The sequence below is a fragment of the Lysinibacillus sp. NPDC097868 genome, assembly GCF_044761135.1.
Classification (GTDB): domain Bacteria; phylum Bacillota; class Bacilli; order Bacillales_A; family Planococcaceae; genus Lysinibacillus.
This window is the reverse complement of record NZ_JBIWBS010000003.1, coordinates 224,626-240,666: the sequence shown is the minus strand read 5'-3', so window position 1 is coordinate 240,666 and position 16,041 is coordinate 224,626. Positions and strand designations below refer to the sequence as shown.

Genomic DNA, 16,041 nt, shown 5'->3' with positions numbered 1-16,041 from the left:
TCAAAACGTTAAATAAAGTTAATAGAAAGTGAAAATAAAAATGGATAAATTTGTATTGCTCCTAATTGGCTCATTTTTTGTAATCGGAGGTATTGATTATATTACCGGTAATCATTTAAAATTGGGTCGGAAATTTGAGGAAGGCATAAAAACCATGGGGGCTTTAGGGCTTGGTATGATAGGAATACTTTCTTTAGCACCTATACTAGCAAATTTTTTATCCGCTAAGATTATTCCAATATGTCAAGTATTTCATTTAGATCCCTCTATCATTCCTGCAGCATTTTTAGCGGTAGATATGGGGGGATATCAACTGGCTGAGAAGCTAGCAATGACAAAGGAAATGGGAGCATTCTCAGGAATTATCATTGCTTCTACTTTAGGAGCCACAATTAGTTTTTCAATTCCTGTCGCTTTAGGAATGCTTTCGAAAGAAGATGAAAAATTTTTTTCAAAAGGTGTTTTGGTTGGAATTATTACGATACCCATAGGATGCCTTGCAGCAGGTTTATGGCAAAAAATAAATATCAATCTATTAGTATGGAATCTGGTACCTATATTTGTTTTTGCCATTATTTTAGGGGTTGGATTATTAAAAGCTCCTCATGTGTTTATAAAAGTTTTTAATGTATTTGGAAAGCTTATAATGAGTCTAAGTGCTGTAGGATTACTTTTACAAGGTGTAGATGTGATATTTGGTGTAAAGCTTGTTTCAGGATTAGCGCCTCTATCTGAATCTATGGTTATAGTAGGCAAAATCGCATTTATTTTAGCTGGTGCATATCCTATGCTAGAACTGATTAATCTAATATTTAAAAATAGGTTTAAAAAAATAGGGAAGAAATTTGGCATTAATTCTGCGGCGGTAGCAGGCATTATCGGAAATTTAGCTAGCAATTTATTAATATTTGGCACATACAAGGATATGAATCCTAAAGGAAAAGTGGTATGTACTGCCTTTGGAGTAAGTGGAGCATTTGTATTTGGTGGCCAATTTGGATATGTGTCAGAAGTAGCCCCAGAAATGTTAGGTGCGTTTATAGTTTCGAAGCTTACAGCAGGCTTAATGAGTATAGTACTAGCCTTATGGCTGTATGATCGTGAAAATAAAAAATTTAGTCTTAAGAACAATGGAGGTATTAGTAATGAATATTAGAAATAGAGTCGAAAAGCTAAGAGAGCTAATGCAAGAAAATCAAATGGATGCTTATATAATTCCAAGTTTTGATGCACATCAAAGTGAGTATATAGCAGACCATTGGAAATGTAGAGAATGGATATCAGGATTTACAGGATCTGCAGGTACTGTAGTTATTACGTTAAATGATGCTGGATTATGGACCGATGGCAGATACTATATTCAAGCTGAAAAGCAGCTTGAGGACTCGGGAATTAGATTATTTAGAATGGTAGATCCAGGGGTACCATTTTATTCAGAATGGCTAGCAGATGTTCTGAATGAAGGAAGTGTTGTTGGCTTTGATGGGAATGTTTTTTCAATAGATATGGTTAAAAAGATGGAAGAAGATCTAAGAGCAAAAGGAATCTTATTAAAAATGGATCAAGATTTAATTGGTGATCTGTGGGAAGATAGACCGGACATTCCTAAAGGTTCGATTTTTGCGCATGACGTAAACTATGCAGGGAAGTCACGAGCAGAGAAATTAAATGAAGTAAGAGCAGAAATGAAAAATAAAGGGGCAAATTATTATATTTTAACTTCCCTTGATGATATTGCGTGGCTTTTAAATATAAGAGGTAACGATGTGCCAAACAATCCAGTTGCCATAGCCAATGTAATCGTAGCGGAACATACATGTTATTTATTTATTGATTCGTGCAAGGTTCCCGCTTTGGTTAAATCGGAACTAGAGGCAGAAGGAATTGAAGTAAGAGAGAATGATGAAATACAAACATTCTTGGAAAATCTTTCGCACGAAGATGTCGTTATTTTAGATCCAAATAAAACAAATATCAGATTATTTAATGCCATTAATCAAAAAACAAAGAAAATTGAAAGTCCTAACATTACGACGCATTTAAAAGCGATTAAAAATGACGTCGAGATAAAAAATTTAAAATGGTGTGAAATAAAAGATGGTTTAGCTATGGTTAAATTTATAAAGTGGCTAAAATACTTTGTTGATAAAGAAGAAATTACAGAGATTACAGCAGAAGAAAAATTAGAAGATTTCAGAAGTGAACAGGAAGGTTTTGTCGGACCTAGCTTTGATACGATTGCAGGTTATAAAGAACATGCAGCGATGATGCATTATAAAGCTAATCAACAATCGCAACATACTCTTAACAATGAAGGTCTATTTTTAATTGATTCAGGCGGACAGTATTATGATGGAACAACAGATATTACACGAACAATTGTTTTAGGAAAACTTACTGAAGAACAAAAAAGAGATTTTACTTTAGTGTTAAAAGGCTTTATTGCATTAAGCTCAGTAAAATATTTATACGGAGCAACAGGCTCTAACTTAGATGTTTTGGCAAGACAACCAATTTGGCAGTATGGTTTGGATTATAAATGTGGGACAGGACATGGGGTAGGTTTTTTCCTGAATGTTCATGAAGGACCACAAAGCATTCGAAATACTAATCATGTTACATTAGAAAAAGGCATGATTGTTACGAATGAACCAGGAATATATCTTGAAGGTAAATATGGAATTAGAATTGAAAATATGATGTTAGTAGTGGAAGACGAGAAAACAGAATTTGGTCAATTTATGAAGTTTGAAGCAGTTACATATTGTCCTATTGATTTAGCGGGTATCAATAAAGATATGTTAACAGAGAGTGAAAAGCAATGGTTAAACGATTATCATCAAGAAGTTTACACAAAGCTAGCTCCTTATTTAAATGAAGAAGAGAGTGCATGGTTAAAGGAAGAAACGAGAGAAATATAATAAGGTATGGCGGAAAAAACAATATTGACCTTAAGCACAAGCAGATTCGTGATGGGTGCCAGGCACTCAAACAATTTCTATGCTAGCCAAGGAAAAAATGCACGCAGCGAAAGTACGCAACAGACCACGCGACAGCGGGGGGGCTGCTTACTGTGTGCTCTTGGAAAGTGAATAAGCTAAGTGCCAGGCACTCAAACAATTTTGAACAAAGTCTAAAATATAGGTGTAGGGTTGCTAATTCTTACAAAAGAACGAGCAACCCTACAAAGTAATCTATTACATTTTGAATAACCATGCTAAGTGAAACGAAACAGAACATGGGCTGCAACTATCGGAAAAGAACGAGTCCTGTTTAGCTGCTATTTGCCTATGAAAAATGCTGAGGATGACTGGAAGTATTTTTTGTGACTACCCCTAGTTACTTATTGAACATATCAAATAGTCCACCGATACCACCTTCACCTGCTGAATGTCCGCCACCGCCTTGTGAAATCGGTGCAGCTGCAAAGACGCGACTTGCTAAACGGCTAAACGGTAATGATTGAACCCAAACTGTACCAGGACCACGTAAAGTTGCGAAGAAGATTCCTTCACCACCAAATAGTGCAGTTTTTACGCCTCCAACCATTTCGATATTGTAATCAACGTCAGAAGTCATCGCTACTAAACAACCTGTATCAACACGCAATACTTCGCCAGGCTGTAAAGTTTTTTGATGAATTGCGCCACCTGCATGTACGAAAGCCATACCATCGCCTTCAAGTTTTTGCATAATGAAGCCTTCACCACCGAAGAACCCTACGCCAATTTTTTTCTGGAATTCAACACCAACTGAAACGCCTTTAGCAGCCGCCAAAAAAGCATCCTTTTGACAAACAATTTTCCCTTTTAGTTGACTTAAATCCATAGGAATAATTTTCCCTGGATATGGAGATGCAAAATAGACATGACGTTTACCTGAACCAGCGTTCGTAAATGTTGTCATGAATAAGCTTTCGCCTGTCACAAGACGTTTACCTGCTCCAAGTAATTTCCCCATAAAACCGCTTTGTGAACCACCTCTTGAACCATCACCAAAAATTGTTTCCATCTGAATAGCATCGTCCATCATCATTAAGGCTCCTGCTTCTGCTACTACCGTTTCTTGCGGATCAAGTTCAACTTGCACATATTGCATGTCATCACCAAATATTTTGTAGTCGATTTCATGGTTATTCATAGTGTAATTCCTCCAATATCATTTATTGTTATTGTATACGATTATTAGACAGGATAGTTTCATGACATAATTAATAATTTTAGAAAAAAAGGGAATAAGATAGAAAATGTCGAATATAAAAAACTAGAATGTGTATTATTTATCTTTGCACCAGTTGTTTCTATATAGTGATGAAAGTATGCACTATCTATTTGAAATTGCTGGACAAAGATAAAGCCTTTGGCAAATGTCACCGATATTTTTCACTAAAGTTGATTCCAGATTAGATTAATGCTCAAGGAGTTTCTTTAAAATGAAAATTCGGAATTTTGACATTTTTAACTGCGTATATATAATGCAGTGCGCATAAGGAAGCAATAGCGACAGATATTTTCTGTAGCGAAAGCAAAAGGTACGTGGAAGCCAAAGCATCATAGATTTATCAGGGGGTGTTTGTAATGGAAATTAAAAACTATATCGGCGGTAAATGGGTTACACATTCGCATTTACAAAGTATAGCAGTGACAAATCCTGCAAACGGAGAGCACTTAGCAACAATACCGCTTTCAACTGCAAATGAAGTGATGGAAGCGGTAGCTGTAGCGAAGGCTGCGCAAAAACAATGGGCACTTGTGCCAGCACCAAAGCGTGCAGATTATTTATATGCCATCGGTCAACAGATGAAAGAAAAGAAAGAATATTTGGCGACCGTTTTAACAAAAGAAATGGGTAAAGTGATTGAAGAAGCAAGAGGGGAAGTACAGGAAGGGATCGATATGGCTTATTATATGGCAGGGGAAGGACGAAGGTTGTTTGGGGAGACAACACCGTCTGAGCTTGCCAATAAATTCGCCATGAGTGTGCGAGCACCAATAGGCGTAGTTGGCCTAATAACACCGTGGAACTTCCCTGTTGCTATTGCTACGTGGAAATCTTTCCCTGCGCTTGTCGCAGGCAATACGTTCATTTGGAAGCCATCAAATGAAACACCGATGATGGCGTATGAAATGGGAAAAATTTTTGAGGAAGTGGGCTTACCGGAAGGGGTAGCAAATATAATATTTGGTACAGGGCCGACTGTAGGAACAGCATTAATTGAGCATCCCGATGTAAAAGTAATTTCGTTTACTGGCTCTACCACAACCGGAAGTAAGGTGGCAGAACTGGGCGGGAAGCATTTAAAGAAAGTGTCACTAGAGATGGGTGGAAAAAATGCTGTAATTGTCATGGATGATGCAGACTTACAGCTTGCTACAGAAGCGATATTATGGAGTGCATTTGGTACAGCGGGTCAACGTTGTACAGCATGTAGTCGTGTGATTGTGCATAAAGATGTAAGAGAAGAATTAGAAAACCGTCTATTAGAAGCAATGCAGTTTTTAACAATTGGAGACGGTTTAGATGAAAGTGTGAAAATTGGTCCTGTGATTAATAGAGCGGCATTGGAAAAAATTAATCATTATGTACAGATTGGTAAACAGGAAGGTGCAACCTTATTAGCAGGAGGCAAAATTTTAAACGAGGCTCCTTACGATAAAGGGTTTTATTATGAGCCAACATTGTTTACTAATGTAAAGCCTCATATGATTATTGCACAGGAAGAAATTTTTGGACCGGTCGTCTCTCTTATTGAAGTTGCCAACTTAGATGAAGCAATTGAAGTCAATAATGGTGTGAAATTTGGCTTATCAAGCTCTATCTTCTCACAAAATATTAATACGATTTTCCGCGCTCAACGAGACTTAGATACAGGTATTGTTTATATCAATGCAGGTACGACAGGTGCTGAAATCCATTTGCCATTCGGGGGAACGAAGGGAACAGGAAATGGACATCGAGATTCTGGTGTAGCAGCATTAGATGTTTACACAGAATGGAAGAGCATATACGTTGACTACAGCGGCAAATTACAAAGAGCACAAATCGATACAAAGTAACAGATCAATGAAAGGGGATGTTCATGATGAAAGTTGTTGTATTAGGTGCAGGATTGATGGGGAAAGAAGTAGCTCGTGATTTAATAAAAAATAACAATGTTGAACGTGTCATTTTAGGAGATATCGACGTAAATACAGCTCAAAAATTTGTAGATACATTAAATACAGATAAAGTTGAAGTAGTAGAGCTGCATGCGGAAAGTGATGACTCATTAACATCGGTTATTGCAAAAGGTAATGTTGTTGTGAATGCACTGTTCTATTCGTTCAATGAACGTGTGGCAAGGGCTGCAATAGAAGCAGGTGTTCATTCTGTAGATTTAGGGGGACATATCGGTGGTGTAACTGACAAGATTTTGGCATTACATGAAGAAGCAAAGGCAAAAGGTGTGACAATCATTCCTGATTTAGGTGTAGCACCGGGTATGGTGAACATATTAGCAGGCTATGGAGCAACAAAACTAGATGAAGTAGAGTCTATTAAACTATATGTAGGAGGCATTCCTACAGAGCCGAAGCCACCTTTGCACTATACGCGTGTCTTTTCTCTTGATGGTGTATTTGACCACTATACACAGCCTTCTAAAATGATTCAAAAGGGTAAACTTGAAGAAGTTCCATCATTATCAGGAATTGAACCTATATATTTCGATGGTTTTGGTGTGCTTGAGGCATTTTATACATCGGGTGGCATCTCCACTCTTTATAAGACATTCCCAAATGTCCACACATTAGAATATAAAACGATTCGTTATAAGGGGCATGCAGAGAAATTTAAATTGTTAGCAGACTTAGGATTTTTAGATGCTAGTAATAATGTAGAGCTAGAAAATCAAGAAGTGCCTGTAAGAGCAGTTGTCAGGGAAGCACTAAAGAAAAAACTTGAACTTGGAACGAAGCCTGATGCGGTGCTATTACGTGTAATTGTAGCAGGTGAAAAGGCGCAACAGCAGGTCACATATGAGTACGAAATGGTCGTACGTAAAGATATGACGATTAATGAGACAGCGATGGCTCGTGCTACAGCGAATACAATTTCTGTAGTAGCACAAATGATTGGGGATGGGCTTATTACAGAACGTGGAGTATTTGCTCCAGAAACCATTGTACCAGGTGAGCCGTATATTAAAGAAATGGCTAAGCGTGGTGTTGTCATTAAGGAAACATCTCATAAGTCTGCAATGATTGTGAAATGGTAGGTGAAGACCTTGAATTTCGAATTTACAACAGAGCAGGAAATACTAAGAAAAACCGTACGCCAGTTTGTTGATGATGAAATAATGCCACATATTGCAAAGTGGGATGCAGAGGGGAGCTTTGATGCAAGCATATGGTCAAGGCTTGCTGAGCTCGGTTTTATGGGTGTATGCGTACCTGAAAAGTACGGTGGCAGTGGCATGGATTATAATGCACTTGCTATCGTTTGTGAGGAACTTGAACGAGGGGATACAGCCTTTCGAACGGCTGTATCCGTCCATATAGGGTTAAATAGTATGACGTTAATGCAATGGGGCACTGAAGCGCAAAAACAGCAATACCTTGTGCCACAGGCGAAAGGTGAACGTATTGGGGCATTTGGGTTGACTGAGCCTGGTGCAGGTTCTGATGTAGCGGCAATGACAACCACTGCAGCCCGAGATGGTGATTTTTATGTGTTAAATGGGCAAAAAACGTGGATTTCTTTATGTGATATAGCTGATCATTTTATTGTCTTTGCCTATACAGATAAATCGAAAAAACATCATGGCATCAGTGCCTTTATTGTTGAACGCTCAATGGACGGCTTTTCATCCAAGGCGATTAAAGGGAAGTACGGTATTCGTGCAGGCAATACAGGGGAACTTTTTTTCGAGGACTTGCGCATTCCGGTTGAAAATCGTTTAGGTGAAGAGGGAGAAGGCTTCAAAATTGCCATGTCTGCACTGGATAATGGCCGCTTTACAGTAGCAGCGGGTGCAGTTGGCCTTATTCAAGCGTGTATTGAGGCAAGTGTGAAATATTGTCATGAGCGTGAGACATTTGGCAAGCCAATCGGTGAGCATCAACTTGTCGGTCAAATGATTGCTAAAATGGAAGCAGGCTATCAAATGAGTCGTCTGCTTGTTTATCGAGTTGGTGAGTTGAAAAATAACGGTATTCGCAATACAAGGGAAACTTCGTTGGCAAAGTGGCAGGCTTGTGATTTTGCCAATAAGGCAGCAGATGACGCGCTACAAATTCATGGTGCGTACGGCTATTCAGATGACTATCCTGTTGCGCGTTATCTTCGTAACTCTAAAGCGCCAGTAATTTATGAAGGTACACGAGAAATTCATACCATTATGCAGGCCGATTATGTACTTGGTCGACGAAACGATAAGCCGTTAGCCAAAATGTTACCTAAGTGGCCATTTGATGAGTAAACGAGAGATATGATATTTTTTATGTTAAGCTAGCTAATTATTAGTTCAGCTGAAATTCTCGACAAAAGGCGTCAAGATTAACTCTTGATGATGCCTTTTGTCATTTTTTTTAGGTGCCAGGCACTCACACAATTCTCACACAATTGTATGTATTGGAAAGAAAAAAATCCACGAAGACCCCTGCGGTAACGCACGTAGCGTAAGACGCAACAGGCGGCGCGATAGGGTTGTGGCTTACGTCGTACCCTCGGAAAGCGCACAGTGCCAGGCACTAAAATAATTATACTAGTTGAGTGCAGCAGAAATCGTCCGCTTGTAATGTAAATCAACGGCAGTATCCCATCTACAGTCTGAACGGAACTCTATAGAGGAAACTTTTGACCAAACTTTATTTAAATGCCACAGTAAGATATTTATAATAAAGTAGAATGTTCTTCCCGAATCAGCGCTTTAAGTTGATTTGAATTTCGGAGAAAGGAATCTTTGTATATGTCTAAAATGGTTAATATGCTTTCTATATTATGGCTCCTTAAAACAAGGAAACAATTGACTGCAAAGGAGCTAGCAGAAGAATTAGAAATCAGTATCCGTACGGTATACCGTTATATTGATGCTCTATGTGCAAGTGGGGTACCAATCATTTCAGATGCAGGGCATAACGGTGGGTACAGTTTACTGAATGAATTTACAAAGGCCCCTTTATTTTTTAACCCGGATGAGCAGAAAGCGCTTGTACACGCTGCAAAATTTGCAATAGATGCCGGGTATCCCTTTAGTGAAACTTTAGATGAAGCCATTTCTAAATTGAAAATGTATACAAACGAAGAACAACTGAATCATATTAATAATCATTTAAGAGGATTTGAAATCATCCATCCGACTGTTGCACCTTCTTTAAAACCTATTCTTCAAGATTTAGAAATTGCTGTTGCAGACAGTTATAGTTTAAATATCGTTTATCATAAAGAAAGAGCGATTGAACCGCAATCTCGTCATATCGACCCTTATGGGATAGTATATTGGAAAAGTAAATGGTACACAGTAGCTTATTGCCATTTGCGGAAAGAAGTTCGGAGTTTTCGAATTGATCGTATTCAATCATTGTCTAAAACAGACCAAAAATTTGATCGACCTTTTGGATTCTCAGCACGTTCTTACTTTTTAAAAGACCTTTTACCTGATTCGAATCAGCTTGATAAACTCGTTTCAGTCCGTATCGAAGGTAATGCACATATGCTAGATGATTTATGTCAACATTGGTTATTCAATCATGCCTTAATAGAACGAAAAAATAATCAGGCTCTTTTTAAGGTTGATAAAGAGTCCATTCATAGTTTTGTACCTTACTTTCTTCTCCCATATGGTAAATCGCTTACTATTTTAGAGCCAGCATTATTACAAGAAAAATTGGCAACTATTAGCTTTGAGTTATTCAAGCATTATCAAAATACTTCACTTCACTGACCATAGGTGTCAGTGAAGTTTTTTTATACTGTAAATGTTCAAAATAATATTATTAGGAGGTTTAAAAATGATGAAGGATTTAAAGTATCAATTTTTTATTGCAGGTACACCTGAGGAAGTTTGGAAAGCACTTATCTCTCCTGAAGGCACAAAACAAATTTATTATGGTTCTGTCATTAACTCTACATTCCAAATTGGAGATCTTTTGGAATATGTCGGTCCAGGGGTAGATGGAGATAAAACAGTACATGTATACGGCAATGTATTGGAATTTGAGCCAAATCGGTTACTGCGTTTTACTCACTATCCTGGAAAGTCTTATGTAAAGGAAAATAAAGCATTGGAATCAAGAATTTCTTATCTTTTAGAGCCTGTTGGATCATGCACGAAATTGACACTCATTCATGACCAATGGAAAGAAGGCGATTCCTCTTATGACAACAGTGATATAGCTTGGTGGATGATTTTAAGTAATACGAAAACATTAGTAGAAACAGGTAGCACGCTAGACTTTGGTGAATAAGAGGAAAGGGTAGGAAAGTCCTTATCCGCAACGGTTAATAAATAATCCATTTTGATAATACTTTTATCAAAATGGATTATTTTATTTGCGGACAAGCTCCGTGAGATTTGTTTCAATATACCACTTTTATTTTTATGAAATTTTTTCTTTAATTGTAACTTTATAACCCTTTAGCAGTCTAATTAGAAAACAAGTATATGAAGGAGTGGAAAATAATGAGAGGTAAATGGCTAGCCATAATGATTATCGTCGTTTTAGCTGTTTTGCCAGGGGTCTTCACGTTTATGGTTTCCCCAGAAGCGCATGCTAAAGCAACAAGTACAATTATGTCAACGCAAAGTTGGACAGCATCCTTTACACAAGCATTAAAATCAAAAAATATAACGGATGAATATGTCTATGTTACTGATGAAGCGGGGAAAAGGGTGACAGCAACAATTACGTTGGGAGAAGATAAAAAATCACTTATTGTTAGTAAACTTTCGCCGGGTAGTTATCGATTACATGTGAATAAAGAAGCATTCGCTTATAGTACTCTTAAAACGACATCCCATGATATTGCATTTACCGTTATTGAAAAACTAGAGGCTGTAAAATCGGAAAAAGAATTACAACAATATTTTGAAGCCATTATTGCAAATGGTAATAGGGAGCCGGAAATGGGCATCCTTGAAGATAGTGCTTCAAGCAGTAAAGATAGCGCCTCTTCAACTAATAGTTCTTCTACGACAAATAACCAAGTAGAAGGTGTCGAAGAGGGCGATATAGTAGTTGTGAAAGATGGTTTTATTTACGCTATAAAAGATCAAAGTATAACTGTTGTTGATGCAAATAATCCTAAAAACTTAAAGCTTGCAACGACAATTAAACAAAAGGAATCTCAATATATTGTGAAGTTAGCATTATACGATAATGTATTAATAGCTATCGGAGAAGACTACATTGAAAAATCAGGCACAAGCATGTCGACGGCAGTTTTTTATGATATTACAAATCCGAAAAACCCAAAATTGATTCGTGAAGTTGCTCAGGAGGGCTATTTACAGGATATGCGTATTACAAATGATACGCTGTATTTAATTGGCAATATGCATCCGAATTATTGGATACTTCAAGAGGAAGGAACGCAAGATTTAAAGCCAAAAATGTATGATAGTGTAGAGAGTAAAGAATACAAAAGCTTATCTCTTGATAAGATTTCGATTTTACCAAACACAATGGATGGCACGTATAGTTTAATTACAGCAATTGATTTAAAAAATGGAGCCAAAACTTCTGCTAATACAAAAGGTTATTTAGGAGGTAGTAGTGGACTTTATATGTCAGAAGATGCGCTATATTTAACTACACCAATTTATGATGGGAATCAAGTAGTTCCATTTGGAGGTATGATGGATAGAATCTGGATGCCTCTATCAAGTAATACACAAGTATTTAAATGGGACTTAGATGGAACGGCCTTGAACTTTGTTGGTACGAGTGAGGTTAAAGGTTCTGTGTTAAACCAATATTCAATGGATGAGTACGATGGGAATTTCCGCATTGTTACGACTGAAGGCAACATGTGGGATGAGAAAAATATTTCCCGAAATCATCTATTTATTTTAGATGAAAGCTTAAAGGAAATTGGTGCAGTAAAGGATTTGGCGCCAGGGGAAAAAGTGTATTCAGCACGCTTTATGGGAGAGAAAGCATATGTCGTAACATTTAAACAAGTTGATCCACTATTCGTTATCGATGTAGCAAATCCGAGAAAGCCAACAGTGCTAGGTGAATTGAAAATCCCAGGGTTTAGCAACTATTTACATCCATTAGATGATACACACCTAATTGGAATTGGTTATGATACGGAAGAACGCTTTGATGCTTATACGAAGCGTAATTTCACGGTAACGACTAATATGAAAATGTCGCTATTTGATGTTACAGATTTTAAAAATCCAAAAGAGCAATCTACAGTGAAAATTGGGGGGAAAGGCTCTTATTCAGACGTACAGTACAATCCAAAAGCATTATTCCGCAATAAAGAATATCATTACTTCGGCTTCCCAGTTGTGCTTTATGAGGCAGGAAAGAACGATGAAGTGGTATACCAAGGTCAAGGTGCACAAATTTATGAAATTACAGCGGAGAAGGGCATTGTACTAAAAGGAAATATCATTAATAAAAGCACGGGTGAGCCATATGAAAATTGGGAGCAAAACGTACAACGTGTAGTTTATGTAGAGGATACTTTATACACAATTGCACGCAATGAAGTAAAGAGCTACCAACTAAAAGATTTCAAAGCGCTTGATACACTAAATATCAATTAATGGTAGCAAAGGCGGTGACTTCTGCGCCGAACGAACAAAACGTAAGACACCACAACCCTTGCGTTAGCGAGGGTAGCGACTTACTGTGCTGAGCGAAAAGAAACCGCCATAGTGGACATCAATAGCATAGCAAAAAAAGTGTTAGATTGATTTCAGTCAATCTAACACTTTTTCTATTCTTGTTATTGACGATAAGGAAGAATTTCAGATACTGTAACAAATTCATAGCCTTCTCCCTGTAAATAGGTGAGTACAGCATCGAGTCCATCTGCTGTTGATTGATGAATATCATGCATTAAAACGATGGAGTTATTGTGCAAATTATTTTTAATATACGTTAGTAATAATTGTGAATTACGATGTTTCCAGTCCAATGTGTCAATACTCCATAGTACTACAGGAACTGGTATTTTTTCATTAATTTCATCATTGGTCGCTCCATATGGTGGTCTAAAAACGGTTGCGCCCTGATTAATTGCTAATTCAATTTCATTAGCGGTAGATGTATATTCTTTTAATACTTGTTCCACCGGCATTTTTGTTAATACAGGATGGTTCCATGTATGGTTTCCAATTTCATGACCACGTGCAAGAACATCTCTGGCGATATCAGGATAGTGTTTTACACGGCTGCCAAGCATAAAGAAAGTAGCTTTAGCATGGTATTTGTCGAGTGTATTTAAAATTTGCTCTGTTACTTTCGGATGTGGACCATCGTCAAATGTTAACGCAATACGTTTAACATTTGGATCTCCTGGGGAAACAGGAGGATTAGTTGGTTCCATTGTCTCCATAGCAATTTGGAATTCAGAGGCTAACAATGGATTGATAAGTGAAAGCGAAAGCTTCACTATAGGTGCACCTGCTGATCCACTTGCAATTTCATACTCGTCAAAGTAAAAATGTATCGAATCATCGACAATGGCAAACCGTTTAAAGTTTTCCCACTTTGGCTCCGTCACTTGAAGTAGCTCATCTTCATTTAGCACTTCTTTTAACTGAAGGTTTTGTTGTAAGTCTTTGCGAACATAGGCTGCTAAAGTTGATAAGTTATTGTTATCGTTTTGTAATAACGTTTGTATATTAATTTGTTCACCTGTCTCGTTATTATAGAAAAATGTTGTTGTTGAAACGACATGATTAGCTCCGCCTAAATACTGCATTTTCGTCAGGACAAATGAATAGTAGTGCTCGTGATATGGGAAGGTCTCTAAATTTATAGTAAGCTCACCCTTAGCCTCTTTATTCTTATTGTTTTTCATAGATGACAGATAGTTGTCTTTAGCATCCGTAATATATTGTAGTACGGTCTCGTTAAAAACTTTATTATCTGTTTGTGGATAGTGAACGGCAAAAGGTGAGCGTTTATCGTTAGAAACGTCAGATACAATACGTATGCCAGGAAACGCAGAGTTTTCTGTGGATAATTTAGATTCACTATTTGTGTCTTTCGAGGCACTTATTTTTTGAAACTTAAATTCGTCCTTAGATAGTATAATAACAAGGATGATGGATATTAATGTAACAATGAGCCCAATTAACAATAAATCAATTATTGGGCGGCGTCTTTTTCTGCGCTCCTCTATCAATGTGGGTTTGCTCCTTTCTATAATTATTCTTCTATAAAATCAGACGTACGAGGCATTGGAAAAGTTATAGAAATCTACAAATATTTTATATAATTAAATAGAAATATAATAAAAAATAGTAAATGTAACAGTTTTTTATAACCACCACGTAAATAACTTATAAAGACTCGATTTTGCAAACTGTATTTTACAGTTTTATGCTCAATTAAATTCGATTAATAAATGGATTTTGAACTGAAGGCATTGTATCATTTAGCGACAGATACAATTATTCCAAAATATAATTGATAATATCGAAGATTTTTGGTTGAGTTTTTATTTGCAGTTCGTTACTATATGCAAGGAACCTTTTGAAGGAGGTAGATAACTGGAATGCTATCACATGAAGTGGATAATGAATTTACTATTGACTGCTTGTTACTTGCAGGGCGAATTATGATTGAAAGTGGTGCAGAAACATATCGTGTTGAAGATACGATGCTACGTATGGCACAATCTCAAAATATGCTAGATGCGCAATGTTATGCTACACCTACAGGTATCATTTTTTCGTTAGGCAAGACACAGCCGACGAGAATCACTTCGATTTCCAGTAGGGTTACTGATTTACAAAAAATATCCATGGTAAATTCAGTATCTCGTAGACTCACATCTCACATAATATCATTAGAAGACGCTTATGACGAGCTAAAGACGATACAAAAAACAAATTATTTTTTGCCAATGTATATACAAGTATTTTCAGCAGCACTTGCGAGTGGCTGTTTTCTAATTATGTTTAAGGGTGGATGGTCTGATTTCCCCGCAGCTTTTATAGCAGGAGGGTTAGGTTTTCTTACTCTTATTTTAATGAACCATTTAACAAAAGTGAAATTTTTCTCGGAGTTCACAGCTTCGTTAATTATTGGTACTATTGCTTTTTTTGCGGTGAAATTTAACTATGGCACAGAAATTGATAAAATTATTATTAGCTCTGTTATGCCACTAGTACCAGGTATTTTAATCACCAATGCGGTAAGGGATTTAATGGCAGGTCATTTTATGTCAGGGATGGCAAAGGGAGCAGAGGCTTTTTTAACAGCTTTTGCTATCGGTTCAGCAATCGCCGTCATCCTATCATTTTAGGAGGCGGGAAAAATGGATATATTCGTACAATTAATCGTGAGCTTTTTTTCAACGGCCGGAATTGCAATTATCTTTAATGTTCCTAGAAAAACCTTGTTCCACTGTGGTTTTGTAGGTGTGGTCGGCTGGATGATTTATTATTTATTAACAGAGCACGGTATGGATGTTGTAGACGCTTCATTTTTTAGCTCATTTATCATAGCGATTGTTGCGCATTTATATGCACGTCGTTTTAAAATGCCGATGATTATCTTTATTGTAGCGGGAATAATTCCCCTTGTGCCAGGGGGGATGGCTTACAATGCAATGCGAAATGTAGTGGAGGATGATTATTTACAAGGCTTACAGTATGGACTGAAGGCGTTTTTAATTACAGGTGCAATTGTTATGGGCCTAGTATTTGCAGAAGTATTAATGCAGTTTGTGTTTCGGGCTGTACGTTCGAGCAAGTCAAAGTTGCAAAGGACTTACAGAAAATAAATGCTATTTAACTCTATATTATGAAAAACGAGAAAAAAAGAGCTGCTCCGTAAGTGATTGTATCCTTAGGAACAGCTCTTTATCTTG

General features: G+C 37.2%; 12 protein-coding genes. 10 read left to right on the top strand and 2 right to left on the bottom strand.

Annotated features, from left to right (window positions below):
• Positions 1 to 40 precede the first annotated feature (40 nt).
• Both eutH and ACIQXJ_RS17935 read left to right on the top strand, forming a co-directional pair.
• Positions 41 to 1,156: an ethanolamine utilization protein EutH gene (gene eutH / locus ACIQXJ_RS17940; protein ID WP_403055972.1), complete on the top strand. Its 1,116-nt coding sequence runs from the start codon at positions 41 to 43 to the stop codon at positions 1,154 to 1,156.
• Positions 1,146 to 2,921, top strand: coding sequence for an aminopeptidase P family protein (locus ACIQXJ_RS17935; protein WP_403055975.1), 1,776 nt, complete (start codon positions 1,146 to 1,148; stop codon positions 2,919 to 2,921). The genes eutH and ACIQXJ_RS17935 overlap by 11 nt, the downstream gene beginning before the upstream one ends.
• Before the next feature lie 418 nt (positions 2,922 to 3,339).
• Here the strand turns inward: ACIQXJ_RS17935 and ACIQXJ_RS17930 are convergent, their stop codons facing one another.
• The gene (locus tag ACIQXJ_RS17930; RefSeq protein ID WP_401011032.1) at positions 3,340 to 4,140 is read right to left on the bottom strand and encodes a TIGR00266 family protein; all 801 of its coding nucleotides are present in this window, start codon (positions 4,138 to 4,140) and stop codon (positions 3,340 to 3,342) included.
• Between the two features lie 437 nt (positions 4,141 to 4,577).
• Here ACIQXJ_RS17930 and ACIQXJ_RS17925 point away from each other — a divergent pair, with 437 nt between their 5' ends.
• The 6 genes from ACIQXJ_RS17925 (at position 4,578) to ACIQXJ_RS17900 (ending at position 12,760) form a co-directional block, all read left to right on the top strand.
• Positions 4,578 to 6,056, top strand: a complete 1,479-nt coding sequence (locus ACIQXJ_RS17925) for an aldehyde dehydrogenase family protein (RefSeq protein ID WP_403055978.1) — start codon at positions 4,578 to 4,580, stop codon at positions 6,054 to 6,056.
• Between the two features lie 26 nt (positions 6,057 to 6,082).
• On the top strand, positions 6,083 to 7,255 hold the full coding sequence (locus ACIQXJ_RS17920) for a saccharopine dehydrogenase family protein (protein WP_340826378.1): 1,173 nt from the start codon (positions 6,083 to 6,085) through the stop codon (positions 7,253 to 7,255).
• Positions 7,256 to 7,264: 9 nt separating this feature from the next.
• The gene (locus ACIQXJ_RS17915; RefSeq protein ID WP_403055981.1) at positions 7,265 to 8,458 is read left to right on the top strand and encodes an acyl-CoA dehydrogenase family protein; all 1,194 of its coding nucleotides are present in this window, start codon (positions 7,265 to 7,267) and stop codon (positions 8,456 to 8,458) included.
• A 489-nt stretch (positions 8,459 to 8,947) separates the two neighbouring features.
• A complete protein-coding gene (locus tag ACIQXJ_RS17910) occupies positions 8,948 to 9,922 on the top strand; it encodes a helix-turn-helix transcriptional regulator (protein ID WP_403055984.1) in 975 nt (324 codons plus the stop codon).
• 70 nt (positions 9,923 to 9,992) lie between these two features.
• Positions 9,993 to 10,445 (top strand): SRPBCC domain-containing protein, encoded by a 453-nt coding sequence (locus ACIQXJ_RS17905; protein WP_403056415.1) that lies wholly within the window; start codon positions 9,993 to 9,995, stop codon positions 10,443 to 10,445.
• 215 nt (positions 10,446 to 10,660) lie between these two features.
• Positions 10,661 to 12,760 carry a beta-propeller domain-containing protein gene (locus tag ACIQXJ_RS17900; RefSeq protein WP_403055987.1) on the top strand — a complete coding sequence of 700 codons (2,100 nt, stop codon included), beginning with the start codon at positions 10,661 to 10,663 and terminating at the stop codon, positions 12,758 to 12,760.
• A gap of 182 nt (positions 12,761 to 12,942) precedes the next feature.
• Here the strand turns inward: ACIQXJ_RS17900 and ACIQXJ_RS17895 are convergent, their stop codons facing one another.
• Complete coding sequence (locus ACIQXJ_RS17895) at positions 12,943 to 14,349, bottom strand: polysaccharide deacetylase family protein (RefSeq protein ID WP_403055990.1); 1,407 nt, start codon at positions 14,347 to 14,349, stop codon at positions 12,943 to 12,945.
• A gap of 372 nt (positions 14,350 to 14,721) precedes the next feature.
• Between ACIQXJ_RS17895 and ACIQXJ_RS17890 the strand changes: the two genes are divergently transcribed.
• On the top strand, positions 14,722 to 15,474 hold the full coding sequence (locus ACIQXJ_RS17890) for a threonine/serine exporter family protein (RefSeq protein ID WP_340821135.1): 753 nt from the start codon (positions 14,722 to 14,724) through the stop codon (positions 15,472 to 15,474).
• A 12-nt stretch (positions 15,475 to 15,486) separates the two neighbouring features.
• Positions 15,487 to 15,954: a threonine/serine exporter family protein gene (locus tag ACIQXJ_RS17885; RefSeq protein WP_403055993.1), complete on the top strand. Its 468-nt coding sequence runs from the start codon at positions 15,487 to 15,489 to the stop codon at positions 15,952 to 15,954.
• Positions 15,955 to 16,041: the final 87 nt, after the last annotated feature.

Bases quoted from the DNA above. Each gene is read 5' to 3' on its own strand.
- ACIQXJ_RS17935 (WP_403055975.1), top strand. From the start codon at position 1,146: ATGAATATTAGAAATAGAGTCGAAAAGCTAAGAGAGCTAATGCAAGAA.
- ACIQXJ_RS17910 (WP_403055984.1), top strand. From the start codon at position 8,948: ATGTCTAAAATGGTTAATATGCTTTCTATATTATGGCTCCTTAAAACA.
- ACIQXJ_RS17890 (WP_340821135.1), top strand. From the start codon at position 14,722: ATGCTATCACATGAAGTGGATAATGAATTTACTATTGACTGCTTGTTA.
- ACIQXJ_RS17920 (WP_340826378.1), top strand. From the start codon at position 6,083: ATGAAAGTTGTTGTATTAGGTGCAGGATTGATGGGGAAAGAAGTAGCT.
- ACIQXJ_RS17905 (WP_403056415.1), top strand. From the start codon at position 9,993: ATGAAGGATTTAAAGTATCAATTTTTTATTGCAGGTACACCTGAGGAA.
- ACIQXJ_RS17925 (WP_403055978.1), top strand. From the start codon at position 4,578: ATGGAAATTAAAAACTATATCGGCGGTAAATGGGTTACACATTCGCAT.
- ACIQXJ_RS17930 (WP_401011032.1), bottom strand. From the start codon at position 4,140: ATGAATAACCATGAAATCGACTACAAAATATTTGGTGATGACATGCAA.
- eutH (WP_403055972.1), top strand. From the start codon at position 41: ATGGATAAATTTGTATTGCTCCTAATTGGCTCATTTTTTGTAATCGGA.
- ACIQXJ_RS17900 (WP_403055987.1), top strand. From the start codon at position 10,661: ATGAGAGGTAAATGGCTAGCCATAATGATTATCGTCGTTTTAGCTGTT.
- ACIQXJ_RS17885 (WP_403055993.1), top strand. From the start codon at position 15,487: ATGGATATATTCGTACAATTAATCGTGAGCTTTTTTTCAACGGCCGGA.